Origin of the sequence: Trinickia terrae, from assembly GCF_005144415.1 — a bacterium.
GTDB classification, from domain to species: domain Bacteria; phylum Pseudomonadota; class Gammaproteobacteria; order Burkholderiales; family Burkholderiaceae; genus Trinickia_A; species Trinickia_A terrae.
On sequence record NZ_SWJE01000013.1, the window covers coordinates 1 to 14,204 of the forward strand.

A 14,204-nucleotide genomic window follows, 5' to 3' on the forward strand; every position below is an offset into this window, starting at 1 on the left:
TCACCCGAAGATGATGTAACCGGCAACCAAACAGGTCGCCACCACAACGCCGAACGACTCGTAGAACCACGTCATCGCTAACCCTCGCACGTCGAATTCAAGAAATCGCGTAGAGCACGCACGCACCACGCAGCCCCGAGCACGAGCAGCACCGCCCCGCCAACCTGAGCGCCCGCCACCTCACCGCCCGACACCGGCTGATCGGTCGACAACGTGGAGACTTGCAAGTACAGCGTGTTGCCCGCCGTATCAGTCCCGCAACCGATCTGCCGCCCACTCGACAACGCATACGTGACACCTGCCACGCCACCCGGACCACACACGATTGCCGACACCGCCATCACGTTCCCCACCAGGAAAAAAGGCGTCCGGTTGCCCAGACGCCTTCGAACGCTTGTGCCCCCTCGATCAGCGACCGATGAAGCCCCGGACCGTCTTGTAGCCCCACGCCACCACCACGACCGACAGGACCGCCGCTCCAATCGCCGTCACCGCCGAAACCACGCCGGAGATCACGGAAACAGTGGAGCTGACATCCACGACCACGGTCGACGAGCTCGACGTCTGTGCGAACGCAGCCACCGAGGCACCGGCAACGACCACACCCACCGCCGCACGCTTCGCGGCACCCTTCACACCTGCAACCAGCTTCTTCATATCCATCTTGTTTTCTCCCTGATTTAGCCCACCGATTAGGATTCGTCCGACTGGGCCAGCTTCGAACGAATCAACCTCTTGGGCGGATCGCGCCGGAAGAACGCACGCGACGCGTAATCCACACCCTTACAGACCAGGAACACGAACAACATCGCGTTCAACAACATCAGTTGCACCGCGATCCGGTCCAACGCATCCAACGGAATACTTTCCATCACCAATCTCCAAGAAGACCGCCCAGCTCGTGCAAACGCTGCTGAACCTCCATCCGCACTACCCACCGATCTTCAGCATCAGCAGGAACGAGACGAAACGCCGCTATCGTTCGAAGCAACCAGCCGCGCAAGTAATCTGGCTCAGGCTCATAACCCGCGCACTCGACACATCGGCACGTATAGGACATTCACGCTCCCCTAAAAGCAGTTTTGCAGTGAGAGGGTGGCTTGATTCGGCGTGCAGCCTTCGTTATGCCGCAGTGCCGATACCCGCTACTCGGTCCCGCAGGTCGCCTGGAGGGCGATAACCGTTGCACTCCGCAGATCCGCAGTCGCTCTACATCGCTTCGGCCAAGGCGGGACACTCCTAACGCTAGTCGTCCTGCGAAACCCTCTCGCCTTCACCGGCTTTCGCATGCGAAACTTCGTCAGGCTGGACAGCACGCCGGACCTCCGTCAGCACGTTCTCCAGCGTCAGCGGGACCTCACGCACGCCCATCGCGAACATAGGGATGGTCCAATCCTCTAAAGACACCGCAGCTTGCAACCGTGACAGCCGCAGAAGCACCTCGCCAAGCTCACATTCAGAGCACTCCGCTCCGCGCGTGTAGTCCGTTCGGCACACGTCCAGCATCAGCGCTTGCAGCTCGACATGCACCGTCGATACAAGCTCGGGAATCGGCCCACACTCCTCGCTACGCAGCATGTCCACCAGTCCGGCCAATGAGATGCGCGCGTCAGTCCGCGACACCGAAGCCGCATTGCCATTGCGCTCACCGGCATCAGGCGCACTCGCCTTGACCCGACTCGGCAACTTACGTGCATCCGGTTTCTTCAACCTCGCCAGGACCGCCCGTGCTTCCTTCCGTCCGGCCTTGCCATCGCGGATAGCCCGATCCAGCGCTGACGCCTCAGACTGATTCAGCGCCGCCACCTTCACCACGCATTGAAGCAGCTCGATATCCTCAGTTACGCCGTCTTCGAGCAGCTTCTTCGCGCGCCAATCGAACTCTCCATAGGTCACGGCGAGACGCTTCGACACCCAAGCCGCCGACTTCTTTACGCGAGCCGCCACCAACTCGACTTTTCCAAGGCGGTCATACAGACGGCGAATCGCGTTCGCCTCATCCGTCAGGCTCAAATCCTCTCGCTGAATGTTTTCCGCGAGCTGCATATCCTCCGCGTGCTCTTCAGTGACCTCGCCAACCAGCGCAGGCACCGCAGTAAGCCCTGCTATCCGTGCGGCACGAATGCGGCGCTCACCCGCAATGCACAGGTACCGCCCCTCAGCCAACGGACACAGCAGCACCGGCTGTAACATCCCTTGCGCCCTGATGTCTGCCGCCAGCTCAAGCAGCGAAGCCTCATCAAACTGCGTGCGCACCTGGTCATTGATGTCAATCGCAGGCAGCGCCACGAACTGCAACCTTGGCCCCTCCGACGCCGGAAACATATCCCCGTTCAACGGCTGGACCGCCGCTTTCTTCCGCCTTGTCACCATCCCCGCCCCCTCACGTTTTCGCATGCGAAAAAGCGGACCGCACCACAAGACACGGCCCGCCTCTTAGCCGTCAGGCAGACGCACCCACGCCAGCGCCGGGCTTCGGCTTAGCGCTCGGCATGCCGAACGGTTGCAACGACACGATGCGCGGTTCGAGCTTGCCTTCAATCGACTGCGCAAAGGCGAACTCAGCAAGGTAGTCGCCCGCCAGAACATCTTTCAGATGGTTCGGCATATTGATAGTCCCCACGAGGATTTGCTTTTCCCCTTCGACGTCTTGTTCCAACACGCATTGCGCCGCGTGAATCTCCCACGGGTTACCAGTACGCTTCGAGACACCACTACGCTTGATGACTTGAAGAATGCTCAGCTTTTGCTTATTCATGATCGAATCCTTTCAGGTTAGTACTACTACTCACAATGATTAAACCCATGTCGGGAAAGAACGCGCACTTGGCGCTTTACAACTCCATCATCACTACACGAACCACAACTACCCGCGTGCTAGACTGCCTTTTACAACAATCGAAACGACCCAAGACTTTGAGCACTATCTGACGCTTCAAGGCTTCTACGCGTCAAAGTCGTAGTGCCCACCAGCACAGACACCGGCGGCTCGACAAAAGGTTCGAACTCCTCCAGGTACTTCAACGCCCGAGCCCGAACAACTCGCTTCACCATTACCCCGCCTGACACAACCGAAGCCCACGCCCCCACCAGCTCCCGACGATCCAACGGACCGCCCCCGCTCAAAACGCACAGGTACAGGCCAAAACCTTCACTTCGTCCAAGCCACAATTCCGGCTCCCCACCCGCCGCCACCAACAACGGGCGCACCGCCTCATAACCGCGCATCAACGTCGGTTCGTCCGCCCCATTAGCGCCGGGCCACAACATGACCACGTTTGCATCGGAAGACGGCTTATACGTGCACATCATCTACCTCTCCCCTCAAATCGCTACACGCGCCGCAGCCACCAGCGCGATCCACACCGCACCACTCGCACAGCTCGCTCACCAGCTCGACCGGCACCGATCGAACATCCCGACGGCGCACATCCACCGGCATGACTAGGGCGGGCCTCGACACTTGGCCGCTAAACAGATCCGGCGTCACAAAGTCTTGCGAACACTTGGCCACTGCACACCCCGTTTCATTCTCATCCACGCCACTGCCCCTCAAAAAGACAGGCGGCTATACGAGCCCGCCATGCAAAGCAACCGCTATCCGAGGGGGAGGCAACAGCGCGGTTGAAACCTTTCGCATGCGAAAGAATGTACCCATTGGGTACAACTGCCGCCGAACCTGCTATAGTCCGTCCAACGGTACAAGATGCATGAAATATTTCAAATTTCTTGAAACGAATGATTTCAAGAATCTTGAAATCTGTCAAGGAGTTTTCGTATGAATATTGCAGAGCTTTTAGACGCTGCAAAGCGCAAGCAGGGCTCGCTCGGAAGCGTTGCGGCCCAATTAGGTGTCAGCCAATCGACTCTCTCGAACTGGCGCGCTATCCGGAGCAAACCGAACGCGACGGAAGTCGCGATGCTTGCTGAAATGGCGGAACTACCGATCTTCGAAACGCTGGCAGAAGTAGAAAAGGAACTGAACGCAGGCCATCGCTCAGTATGGGATCGGGCGCTGGGGAACCTGCGAGCTGCCGGGTTGACTGCGGCACTGGCCCTTGGTATCGCGGCGGGCTTGTTCGCAGCATCGCCAAATACCGCCCATGCCGCCGACCAGTGGCACACTGCCTTCACACGGCAGGGGTCACTGGTTCGATCCCAGTACTACCCACCAGATTTCTGGCCGAAGACTTCTGAAACGCCTCTTGAGCTGGTTCGACCGGCTCATACGGCCAGCAGCAAGCTTCTGCTAGCGTAGTAAAGAAAAAGCTCCGATTCGTCGGGGCTTTTTCTTTTTGCGCTCGTCCATCCATTGGCATCGCACGGCTCGTTCGAATAAATCCGGTTTGGTTAAGACGCCCCGGCGTCGAGCGGAGGCGGGGCGAGGAACCGAAATGCCAACGATTCCTCTCCAGTGGTAACGGGTTGAACGTCAACGCGCATAGCCAGCAAAACGCCACGAAGAAGTGCATCATGCCGCTCGTCGCTGCGGGAAGTATTTCGATAGGATATTTCGTTTTGAAATGTGTGCACTGCGTTCAACACTGCCGTTGATGCGACGAGTGCAAGCGCATTAACGGCGTCAGCATAACGCTCCTGAGCTGCAGGCGTTGAGCGCCCAGAAATGATTCCCGAGAGCGCCGCCACAAATTCCTGATAGTGCTCCACCTTTGTTTTGCGCCAATCTGCCTCATGTTCACGCCGTTTGGCTAAAACAGATGTGATTATTACGCCCAGCAATGCGAAGCCACCAGATGCCAACGCCCCAATGATCGCAGACAATGTGACTGGACTCGCATTCACTCCCCCTCCCTTCTCGCTCTCGTGATTTCAAAAGGCACTGTTCGATCTGGTAAGAGAACCGCCCGAATCGAACGAATACAAGACTCATCGTCGAAAAGTCAAGAACGCAAGCGGCCATCGACTGCCACTCACAAACTTTTATCAAATATGAATGGATTCGAAGGCGATGTCACGCCAGGGATCGCTCAGTTTCTTTGCCAAGTTTGACCTATCATCGTTTTCATCATCTGTGACGTATTGCTTTTGAATCTGGTCCAGGATGAAGAAGAGGAAAACAGTTTCCTGCCCCGTATCACGATCATAAAGATCTTTGGCGTCAACCAGGGTGAGAATGGACGATTTTCCATCCTCAACTCTTATATCCAGCTTTCGAAAGATATTTGAGCCTTTGGCGCCAAACCCAAAACTAGACGCCACATCAAAGCCTGGGTTGCGCACTTTCACCCCGGACACAAACCGCCTTAGTATTTTGATCCTCCTCCGTAGTCCAGTGGCTTGAGCCTCACTGAGCTGAAGCTTCTCCCCCAACTGCGCATCATCACCACTCACCCACGGCTCATCACTGTCGTGACAACAAACGCAAATCTTGTTTCCCTCCGGGTCCCGGAAGTACGCTCCGTAATAGTTCGGGTGGTAGTGTGCTCGTAAGCCGGGAGGACCTTCGCAAGAACCTGAGTTTGCCAGCGCGCCAGCGTATGCGTTGTCGACTGAACGACGATTAGGCGCAAGCAACGCCACCATTTGACCGTTTCCGTGTTCTGCTGAGTTGCCATCATATGGCCTGCCGATAAGGAAGAGCGGATGCGGCATGTCCTCAGCCATCCAACCCGCCCATGGTTTATCAGGCTCACAAAATTTCAGTTTATGCCCCAGCTCGCTCATGAGGGCCGAATAGAATCTGAAGGCCCGGTCAAAGTCATTAACGCCCACGAAAACATGCGAAATCATCTTGATCTGTTCCTGTCCAAGCCGCGATGTCTTTGCACGCTACCACGGCAGAACTACGTTCGACATCCGACAAAAATAAGGCCCGCATTGCGGGCCTCTATATGGTGGTTTTCGCTTGGTAGGTTACAACGCTGGACCCAAGTCATTCAACTCCTCAATCCGGAGCATCCGAATGTCTCGAACCACCGTCTTGAACCAAGGCAGCGTCCGACTAACTTCTTGGGCAGCCAGGACGCACTGGACAGCGGTCATGTCTTTATTGCCGAAATACACGCTTCCTTGCTGCCACGCGAACCCCTTATCCACAAGAATCGCCTTGATTTCACCGTAGGCATTCTGCCAAGAAGGCTTGCCGTAAGAGCTTTTCAGCGCGTCAGTGTCTAGGTCAAATGCAATGGCGTACATGCGGCCAGCCTCTTTGGGAAACGGGGTCTTTTGAGCTTGTTCGAGCAGTGTGTGCAGCGTATCGTTGAATTGACCCATGGTCCTCTCCCAAATCGACAGACACCGCGAGCGGTGTCGAAATGGCTAGACACAACAAGCCAGATTACATCTGCATTGTAACTCGTTATGCCACACAGCGTATACCGCCTAGACATCGAGCAGCAGCTGCACTGCCGCCCGCCCCACATGCGGCGCTAAATGTGCATACCGTTCAGTCACGGTAATCGAGGAGTGGCCAAGCAGCTCCTTTACGACATACAGCGAGACACCCGCCATTACCAGCCAAGACGCGAAGGTGTGCCGCAGGTCATGCACGCGAAAATCCTCAATGCCTGCACGGTCGCATGCCGCCTGAAAGCCCTTCTGAATAGTTGTCAAACGAGCATCACCACCGACGGCGAGCGGCCGTTCGCTTTTTGGTGAGTCATCCCGTTAAAAAACGTGGTCCAGGGACCGATGCGGACCCAGCATTGGTGACGCCGCAAGGCGATCCCGTTCAGGAAGGTGATCAAATCCGCTGTCCCGCCCTTCGACCTGACCATTCTGATGGCGGAGGGCGAATATGCCGGCAACGAAGTCCCGACGCGCCAGCAGCGCGGCGCAAATTTCCGTGGTTCACCCGCACGCGGCAGCGATCGACATCGGCGCGCAGTTTCATGTGGTCGCGGTCGGCCCCGAACGCGATGCTGAACCCGTACGTTCGTTTCGCAGTTTCACGAAAGAGCTTCACGAGCTTGCCGACTGGCTCAAGCAGCTCGGAATTCGCACGGTGGCGATGGAGTCGACTGGCGTCTACTGGATTCCGGTGTTCGAGATCCTGGAGGCACGCGGTTTCGAGGTGGTCCTCGTCAACGCCCGGGACGCGAAGAACGTGCCGGGGCGCAAGACCGATGTGAACGATGCACAGTGGCTGCAGAAGCTGCGCTCCTACGGGCTGCTGCGAGCGAGTTTCCGTCCGAGCCACGACGTGGCGACGCTGCGCTCCTATCTGCGGCAGCGCGAGCGTCTGCTGGAATACGCAGCGTCCCACATCCAGCACATGCAGAAGGCGCTGACGCTGATGAACGTTCAACTGCATCAAGTGGTGGAGGACGTGACCGGTGCCACCGGCATGAAGATCATCCGCGCCATCGTCGCCGGCGAACGCAATGCCGATGACCTCGCCAAGTATCGCGATGTGCGCTGCAAGGCCTCCGTCGAAACCATCCGCGACTCCCTGATCGGCCACTACCAAGCGGAGCACGTGTTCGAGCTCACGCAGGCGCTCGCACTTTACGATTTCTACCAAACCCAGGTCGCACAATGTGATGAGCGAATTGAAGTCGCGGTTCGACACCTGCAGACTGGAGTCGAACCGCCCACAGCCCCCATGCCCGCGGCGCGACATCGGACCAAACAGCCGAATGGCTTCGCCTTCGACGTACGTGCCGCGCTGTACGACATGCTCGGCGTCGACCCGACCCAGATTCACGGCCTGGGGCCCTACGTTGCGCTCAAGCTCGTCGCCGAATGCGGTAACGACATGTCGCGCTGGCCGACAGTGAAGCACTTCACGTCGTGGTTGTGCCTCGCGCCTGGCAACAAGATCTCGGGCGGCAAGATCCTCTCATCGAAGACGCGCCGCTCGTCCAGCAAAGCGGCCGCCGCACTGCGGCTGGCCGCGACGACAGTGGGCAGGACGGACACGGCTCTGGGTGGCTTCTACCGGCGCCTGTCAGCCCGAATCGGCAAGGCCAAGGCTGTTACCGCCACCGCTCGCAAAATTGCCGTTCTCTTCTACAACACGCTGCGCTATGGCATGGAGTACGTCGATCCGGGCGCCGCATATTACGAGGAACGCTACCGTCAGCGGGTCTTAAACAATCTCACTCGCCGTGCCGAGTCGCTGGGGTATGTGCTGCAGAAAAAAGTCGCCTGAACACATTGAGTTTCTCAGGAAAGCCCCGATTCGTCGGGGCTTTTTTTCGACCAATCAATGCACCCTCTCGCGGATATCCGCCCCGCTCCCCATGGGAGGCACCTTCGCGCTCAGAGTCGGCAGGAAGGTGCTTGCAGCTGATCACGAAATGACGATCAGAAAACCTCAGATAGTGTAGCTGCTTAGTTGCACCACAAACGTGCAAGAACCGGCGTTGGCGCTTGACGAGTAGTAGATAGTTTGCGCCGTTGCCAGCTGTAATGAGAAGGATGTAGCTCCCGAAACAGCACCGGCAGAACTTGCCACATCGACATATTGCTGGCCGATACCTGCGGACGATGCCGCAACACTGAGAACGCTCGTCGATGCGGCTGAATTATTCGTCGTAACGGTGCCGCCGATACTTTTGGCATTGGGCGGCACTGCACCGCTAATCGACAACGATGTGAAACTGGATTGGACCGTGGTGGTCGACAATACCGTAGCCATTACAAAACTAAATCGTCGGCCAGACCAATAACCGATCCCAAATAGAGAGCCACTGGTCGTGGGCCAAACTGCGAGCAGCGCAGAAGCGGTATAACCGCTCGGCATGTGTGAACCGCCATATACATTCGGCGCAACGGCAGAGGTGGCATTGGTCGCCAATATGCTAATAGCACCGGTCGCTGGGTTGTAGATCGCATACAGCGCAACGTACCCGCTGGCAGGTGCCGATCCGGTGTCCATGCCGCCAGCGCCGGTTGTCGCCAGATTGATAGTTTCGCTATAGTTCGACAACAGGTACTGCATACCGTTTAACGCCGTGCCGACAATAATCTGGTCCGCTGTAAGAGTGGCGCTGGCGGATGCTGTCGTCACGCTCATCTTCGCGTTACTGACCGCTCCCACTAGGCCCAGTGTCTGAGATATCCCTGTCGCCGGGTTTTGCATCACAAACGCGCCGAACGTGGAACTGTAATTGAGTTCGATCGGATAACCCGCGCTAGGAATGTCGCCCGCATTCAAGGGCTGGTTAGCGCCTTTGACAATCGACAACGCCGAAAGCGCCGTGCTGCCGAGCGTCAAAGTCAGCGTCGCTGCACCAGTATTGGCGGCTGCCGCGACGATCATCAGTGGTTGACCATTCGTCAGCGAAGTTAACGTCGACGCGATCGTTGCCGTTAGCGCATTAGCGGTTCCAGCCGCAGCGGCACCGATCAGCGAACCCGTCTGAATCTGGCCGACCGTGGCTGCCTGCTGGCTGCCGGTACCCGTTCCAACCTGTTCCGCGCCCCCAGTGCAGCCGAATAGTACCCAGCATAGACTGCCTGAATTGAGCAACGACCCAACGTATGAAACCAAGGTCGCGATGCCCTCGGCGACAATCTCACTACCTTGTAGTTGTGCGCCGCCCAAGCCGAAAATCGGGGCTGCGGCGAGCCCGTCAGGCGCAAAGGTCGAACTGCCTGTATTGGTGGTACCGACAAGAAATTGCTGCACCACTCCGCTGGTAGTCGGCAAGGCGCTCATCGGCACGGGATTGGATACTGTGTAAGCTGTCATAATCGTTCTTGTTTAAAGGATCTGCAACTTTAATAGGATGGCGATACTGGCCTGTCTCACCGAGTACGATTAAAACAGAATGGCGTTACAGAAAAATAAAATTTTGACTCAGGCGCGTCGCGCCGGTGATTTTGCGGTCGTCAATGGAGTTTGCTGGGGAAATTTTTATTTGCATCCTGTCGGGTTTCGGGGAGAGAGTGATGACTGCATCCCCTGCTCAATGGAGGCACGATGGTGAGTTACTTCCCAATGGTGAACTGCGCCTTCACACCGCAGGGGTCACTGGTTCGATCCCAGTACTACCCACCAGAATCATGGGTATGTAAAACCCGAAGAATAAAGGCCCTCTGGCGAAAGCCGAGGGCCTTTTTCTTTTTTTGCGCACCCGACCGGCGGATACCCTCCAAGCGCAAAAAATGCACCTCAAGAATAAGCCGGTCGAGCCTCTAACCTTCTTTAATCTCCAATCGCTCGGCAAACGACAAGAAAATCAAGCATCGCATGTCCGTCACCGAGCACTCGCTGCCTCCCCCCGCAGCGGCGCGATATGCCGCTTGACCAGCATGAGCGCGACGCAAACCAGGCACATCGCCACACCCAGCATCCCCAGATAAAGCGGCGCCCCACCCGCGGTAATCACCATGGCCCCGGCAAACGCGCTGAGAATCGCCCCGAGTCGGCCGAACGCAAGCGCCGCCGCCGTCCCCGTCGCCCGCACCAGCGTCGGATACACGTACGTGCAAAGCGCATACATCGTCGACTGGGCGGCGTTGACGAACAAGCCGTGCAAACCGAGGCCCAGCACGAACCAGCCGGTATGCTCCGCCGCGTTGACCTCGCGCAGCAGGAACGCCGTCGCCGCGCCGCCCGCCGCGCACAGCAGCAATGGCCAGCGCGAACCGAAGCGCGTGATCGCCACCGCGCAGCACAGCGCGCCGAGCACGCCGCCGAGGTTGTAGGCGGTCAGCCCCGTCCCCGCGACCGACACGTCGAGCCCCTCGGAGGCCAGCATCGTCGGCAGCCAGCTGAACGCGCTGTAGACCGCCAGCAGGCACATGAAGAACGCGCACCAGATTGCGATCGTGTCGCGCCCGCGCCCCGGCTCGAACAGCGCACCGAAGCCGGCGCGCGCCTCGGCGCGCTGCTCGGCGGCGTCGACGAAGCGCGTGCTGGCCTGGGACGGCCGCGACATGCGCGCAAGCAACGCGCGCAACTCGTCCCAGCGCGCTGGCACGCGTGCGAGATAGCGCGGCGATTCGGGCAGCGTCGCGAACAGCAACACCGCCACCACGAGCGGCAGCGCCCCACCGATGAAAAACAGCGCGCGCCAGCCGTGATGCGGCAGCACGTGGGATGAGAACAAACCAGCCAACATGCCGCCGAGCGGCACGCATACGATCGTCGCGGTGACGGCCAGCGTGCGGCGGCGCGCCGGTGTGAATTCGGCGGTCATCGTCGTTGCAGTCGGCAGCGCGCCGCCGATGCCGAGGCCGGCGATAAAGCGCAGCCCCGCAATCGTCGCGACGTTGTTGGCGAGGCCGATCGCGCAGGTCGCCGTGCCGAACGTGAGCACGCTCAGGATCACCGCCCAGCGCCGCCCGAAGCGGTCGGCACAAACGCCGCCGAGCGCGCTGCCGATGCCCATTCCGATCAAACCGGCCGCCACCGCGGGCGCGAAGGCGTTGCGCGTGATGCCCCACTCCTTGATCAGCACGGGGATGGCAAAGCCGATCAATTGGCCGTCGAAGCCGTCAAGCACGATCGACAGCGCCGCCAGCATCACGGCGATCTTTTGCACGAGCGTGAACGGGCCGTCGTCGAGCACACGCCCGATGTCGAGCGTGGCGGCGCTCGTCGGCGGCAGCTCGATGCCCGGGCGTTGCGATGCCTTCTGTCCTTCCACTGAAATTCCGGCGGCTAAATCATTTGGTGCGCGATGTGTCATTCATAGTCTCCTTCTCTGAACGGCGCCTCGGTGCAGCTAGCGCTCTTATGACGTTGCGATGAGCGGCAAGAAACCGCATGTTGAAAAGATGAAAAGATGAGCCACGTTCTGTCACGGCGTAAATCGCCGCGACAGGCTAAGCATCCGGCATAGCAGAACGCGCGACCTCACCGAGCCGCCGGGCCTCCGCGACACGCACGAGCTGCAGCAGGATCTCGGTATGCGGCACGGGTACGCCGCACTCGCCAGCCTTCGCGACGACAGCGCCGTTGATCGCCTCGATCTCGGTGCGCCGCCCGGCGAGCATATCCTGCAGCATCGACGGCTTGTGCCCGCGATGATTCGCGATCGCGTGCGCAACCTTGGCCCGGCACCGCTCCGCATCGATGTCGACGCCCTGCGTACGCGCCACCGCCAGCACTTCGCCGACGATCTGCGACGCGAGCGCGCGGCCGTCCGCCACCGCGCCGAGCCCGTCGACCGAGCAGCCGGTCACGGCGCACAGGCTGTTCAGCGCCGCGTTGAACGCGACCTTCTCCCAGATCGAGGTCCAGACTTGCGGGTCGATCTCGCAGTTCAGTCCTGCGGCGTCGAGTGCGCGCGCCGTCGCCTCGACTTCCGGCCGCAGGACGCCGTCCGCGCTCATCATCCGGATCTGCCCTTCGCCGTGCGAGCTGACGTGGCCCGGAGCAACCAGGTCGGATGGCCAGGTCGTGACGCCGATCAGGATGCGTTGCGGCGCCACGAACTCGCTCAACGCCTCGACGTTGCCGAGACCGTTCTGCAGCGTCAGCACGAAGGTCTCCGGACCGATCAGGTGCCGCAGCGCCGACAGCGCCCCGCGCGTATGCAGCGACTTCGTGAACACGATCAGCAGGTCGGGCTCCGCGCCCGGCGCTTCGGGCCTGCGGACTTCGAGGTTCGTCACGCGCCGGTCGCCCTGGTCCGTCTGCACGCGCAGTCCGGCTTGGCGAATCGCGTCCAGGTGCGCTTCGTCGATGTCGAGCAGCGTGACATGCTGCCCGCTTTCGGCGAGCAGCCCGCCGAACAGGGAACCCATCGCTCCCGCGCCGAGCACGGCGATCTTCATGTTTGTCGTCATGCAAAGTCCTCGTCAGAAGGGGTATTGGCGCGGCGTGGTCTGCACGGTCATCCAGCGCAGGTCGGTGAACTCGGCGATGCCCGCCTTGCCGCCGAAGTGCCCGAAGCCGCTCGACTTCACGCCGCCGAACGGCATCTGCGCTTCGTCGTGAACGGTCGGCCCGTTGATGTGGCAGATCCCCGATTCGATCCGCCTGGCAAGCTGCATCGCGCGCGCGAGGTCGCGGCTGAAGACCGCCGACGACAGCCCGTATTCGTTGTCGTTCGCGCAGGCGACCGCTTCGTCGTCGTCCTTCACGCGCACGATCGGCTTCACGGGACCGAACGATTCCTCCGTGTAGATGCGCATCGCGGGCGTGACGTGGTCGAGCAGCGTGGCCGGCATCAGCGTGCTCTCAGCCTTGCCGCCGCAGACGAGCCGCGCGCCCTTCGCGAGCGCGTCGTCGATCAGGGCGTTGCAGCGCGCGACCGTCGTCATGTCGACGACCGAGCCGAGCACCACGGGCCCTTTGCGCGGATCGCCGAGCGGCAAGGCTCGCGCCTTCGCCGCAAGCCGCTCGACGAACAAATCGGCAATCGCGCTCGCGGCAATGATCCGTTCCGTCGACATGCAGATCTGCCCGGAATTCGCGAACGCGCCGAATGCGGCGGCGTTGACGGCGGCGTCGAGATCCGCGTCGTCGAGCACGATGAACGGCGCCTTGCCGCCCAGTTCCAGCACGGCCGGCTTCAAGTGCGTCGCGCAGTTCGCCGCGATGATCTTGCCGACGCGCGTCGAGCCGGTGAAGTTCACGCGCCTGACCGCCGGCTCAGCGATCAAGGCCTCGACGATCATTCCCGCGTCGGCGGGCGCGTTCGTCACGAAGTTGACGACGCCCTTCGGCAGCCCGGCTTCCTGCAACGCCTCGGCGATCAGCCCATGCGTCGCCGGGCACAGCTCCGAGCCCTTGAGCACCACCGTGTTGCCGCAGGCGAGCGGCAGCGCGAGCGCGCGCACCGCGAGTATCACCGGCGCATTCCAGGGCGCGATGCCGAGCACGACGCCCGCGGGCTGGCGCACCGCCATCGCGAGACTGCCGGGGACGTCCGAGGGAATGACTTCGCCGGCGATCTGCGTCGTCAGCCCCGCGGCCTCGCGCAGCCCTTCGGCCGCGAGATGGACGTTGAAGTCGGCCCAGATGCGCGAGGCGCCCGTCTCCGCGGCCATCGCCGCGGCGAACGCGTCGACTCTGGCTTCGAGCGCGCCGGCGGCGCGCGTCAGCAGATAGCGGCGCTCGGTGGGGCCCATCGCGGCCCAGCCGGCGAATGCCGCGGAGGCGGCCCGCACGGCGCGGCGCGCGTCCTCGAGCGTCGCGGCGGGCGCGCGCGACGCCGTCGCACCGTCGAGCGGATTACAACGCTCGAATGTCGCACCGTTGCCGGCCTGCACGCGCTCGCCGCCGATCAGCATCGAAACCTGGTGCATGTACGTGTCTCCTTGGGGTCGTTTGGGGTTGGACG

At 60.6% G+C, this 14,204-nt stretch carries 15 protein-coding genes and 1 pseudogene; 3 read left to right on the forward strand and 13 right to left on the reverse strand.

Annotated elements, in window-relative coordinates; genetic code table 11:
* Positions 1 to 77: 77 nt before the first annotated feature.
* From FAZ69_RS22365 to FAZ69_RS22385, 5 genes are all read right to left on the reverse strand, one after another.
* Complete coding sequence (locus tag FAZ69_RS22365; protein ID WP_136897288.1) at positions 78 to 335, reverse strand: hypothetical protein; 258 nt, start codon at positions 333 to 335, stop codon at positions 78 to 80.
* Between the two features lie 73 nt (positions 336 to 408).
* Entirely contained in the window at positions 409 to 663 is a 255-nt protein-coding gene (locus tag FAZ69_RS22370) for a major capsid protein (RefSeq protein ID WP_240702420.1), read from the reverse strand.
* 29 nt (positions 664 to 692) lie between these two features.
* Positions 693 to 872 (reverse strand): hypothetical protein, encoded by a 180-nt coding sequence (locus FAZ69_RS22375; protein WP_136897289.1) that lies wholly within the window; start codon positions 870 to 872, stop codon positions 693 to 695.
* Positions 873 to 1,245: 373 nt separating this feature from the next.
* Positions 1,246 to 2,289 (reverse strand): ParB/RepB/Spo0J family partition protein, encoded by a 1,044-nt coding sequence (locus tag FAZ69_RS22380; protein WP_240702430.1) that lies wholly within the window; start codon positions 2,287 to 2,289, stop codon positions 1,246 to 1,248.
* 154 nt (positions 2,290 to 2,443) lie between these two features.
* Complete coding sequence (locus FAZ69_RS22385; protein ID WP_136897291.1) at positions 2,444 to 2,758, reverse strand: cellulose synthase; 315 nt, start codon at positions 2,756 to 2,758, stop codon at positions 2,444 to 2,446.
* A 510-nt stretch (positions 2,759 to 3,268) separates the two neighbouring features.
* On the opposite strand from FAZ69_RS22385, the gene FAZ69_RS22390 reads away from it, so the two are divergent.
* Both FAZ69_RS22390 and FAZ69_RS22395 read left to right on the forward strand, forming a co-directional pair.
* Complete coding sequence (locus FAZ69_RS22390) at positions 3,269 to 3,448, forward strand: hypothetical protein (protein WP_136897292.1); 180 nt, start codon at positions 3,269 to 3,271, stop codon at positions 3,446 to 3,448.
* A gap of 330 nt (positions 3,449 to 3,778) precedes the next feature.
* Positions 3,779 to 4,258, forward strand: a complete 480-nt coding sequence (locus tag FAZ69_RS22395; protein WP_206171231.1) for a helix-turn-helix domain-containing protein — start codon at positions 3,779 to 3,781, stop codon at positions 4,256 to 4,258.
* A 92-nt stretch (positions 4,259 to 4,350) separates the two neighbouring features.
* Here the strand turns inward: FAZ69_RS22395 and FAZ69_RS22400 are convergent, their stop codons facing one another.
* The 4 genes and pseudogenes from FAZ69_RS22400 to FAZ69_RS22415 form a co-directional block, all read right to left on the reverse strand.
* The gene (locus FAZ69_RS22400; protein WP_136897293.1) at positions 4,351 to 4,782 is read right to left on the reverse strand and encodes a hypothetical protein; all 432 of its coding nucleotides are present in this window, start codon (positions 4,780 to 4,782) and stop codon (positions 4,351 to 4,353) included.
* 585 nt (positions 4,783 to 5,367) lie between these two features.
* Positions 5,368 to 5,751, reverse strand: a pseudogene (locus tag FAZ69_RS22405) (VOC family protein); the annotation flags it as partial.
* Between the two features lie 123 nt (positions 5,752 to 5,874).
* The gene (locus FAZ69_RS22410) at positions 5,875 to 6,234 is read right to left on the reverse strand and encodes a virulence factor (protein WP_240702421.1); all 360 of its coding nucleotides are present in this window, start codon (positions 6,232 to 6,234) and stop codon (positions 5,875 to 5,877) included.
* 108 nt (positions 6,235 to 6,342) lie between these two features.
* Positions 6,343 to 6,573 (reverse strand): site-specific integrase, encoded by a 231-nt coding sequence (locus FAZ69_RS22415; protein ID WP_136897294.1) that lies wholly within the window; start codon positions 6,571 to 6,573, stop codon positions 6,343 to 6,345.
* 184 nt (positions 6,574 to 6,757) lie between these two features.
* Here FAZ69_RS22415 and FAZ69_RS22420 point away from each other — a divergent pair, with 184 nt between their 5' ends.
* Positions 6,758 to 8,113: an IS110 family RNA-guided transposase gene (locus tag FAZ69_RS22420; RefSeq protein WP_136897295.1), complete on the forward strand. Its 1,356-nt coding sequence runs from the start codon at positions 6,758 to 6,760 to the stop codon at positions 8,111 to 8,113.
* A 165-nt stretch (positions 8,114 to 8,278) separates the two neighbouring features.
* Here the strand turns inward: FAZ69_RS22420 and FAZ69_RS34030 are convergent, their stop codons facing one another.
* The 4 genes from FAZ69_RS34030 to FAZ69_RS22440 form a co-directional block, all read right to left on the reverse strand.
* Positions 8,279 to 9,658, reverse strand: a complete 1,380-nt coding sequence (locus FAZ69_RS34030) for a hypothetical protein (protein ID WP_240702422.1) — start codon at positions 9,656 to 9,658, stop codon at positions 8,279 to 8,281.
* A 508-nt stretch (positions 9,659 to 10,166) separates the two neighbouring features.
* A complete protein-coding gene (locus FAZ69_RS22430) occupies positions 10,167 to 11,561 on the reverse strand; it encodes an MFS transporter (protein WP_439654789.1) in 1,395 nt (464 codons plus the stop codon).
* Positions 11,562 to 11,739: 178 nt separating this feature from the next.
* Complete coding sequence (locus FAZ69_RS22435) at positions 11,740 to 12,693, reverse strand: ketopantoate reductase family protein (protein ID WP_136897456.1); 954 nt, start codon at positions 12,691 to 12,693, stop codon at positions 11,740 to 11,742.
* Positions 12,694 to 12,717: 24 nt separating this feature from the next.
* Entirely contained in the window at positions 12,718 to 14,169 is a 1,452-nt protein-coding gene (locus FAZ69_RS22440) for an aldehyde dehydrogenase (protein ID WP_136897297.1), read from the reverse strand.
* Positions 14,170 to 14,204 lie beyond the last annotated feature (35 nt).

What these genes read in the sequence shown, in the direction of transcription:
- FAZ69_RS22370 (WP_240702420.1), bottom strand. Translation starts at nt 663, where the DNA reads ATGGATATGAAGAAGCTGGTTGCAGGTGTGAAGGGTGCCGCGAAGCGT.
- FAZ69_RS22375 (WP_136897289.1), bottom strand. Translation starts at nt 872, where the DNA reads ATGGAAAGTATTCCGTTGGATGCGTTGGACCGGATCGCGGTGCAACTG.
- FAZ69_RS22385 (WP_136897291.1), bottom strand. Translation starts at nt 2,758, where the DNA reads ATGAATAAGCAAAAGCTGAGCATTCTTCAAGTCATCAAGCGTAGTGGT.
- FAZ69_RS22390 (WP_136897292.1), top strand. Translation starts at nt 3,269, where the DNA reads ATGACCACGTTTGCATCGGAAGACGGCTTATACGTGCACATCATCTAC.
- FAZ69_RS22395 (WP_206171231.1), top strand. Translation starts at nt 3,779, where the DNA reads ATGAATATTGCAGAGCTTTTAGACGCTGCAAAGCGCAAGCAGGGCTCG.
- FAZ69_RS22410 (WP_240702421.1), bottom strand. Translation starts at nt 6,234, where the DNA reads ATGGGTCAATTCAACGATACGCTGCACACACTGCTCGAACAAGCTCAA.
- FAZ69_RS22420 (WP_136897295.1), top strand. Translation starts at nt 6,758, where the DNA reads ATGCCGGCAACGAAGTCCCGACGCGCCAGCAGCGCGGCGCAAATTTCC.
- FAZ69_RS34030 (WP_240702422.1), bottom strand. Translation starts at nt 9,658, where the DNA reads ATGACAGCTTACACAGTATCCAATCCCGTGCCGATGAGCGCCTTGCCG.
- FAZ69_RS22435 (WP_136897456.1), bottom strand. Translation starts at nt 12,693, where the DNA reads ATGAAGATCGCCGTGCTCGGCGCGGGAGCGATGGGTTCCCTGTTCGGC.
- FAZ69_RS22440 (WP_136897297.1), bottom strand. Translation starts at nt 14,169, where the DNA reads ATGCACCAGGTTTCGATGCTGATCGGCGGCGAGCGCGTGCAGGCCGGC.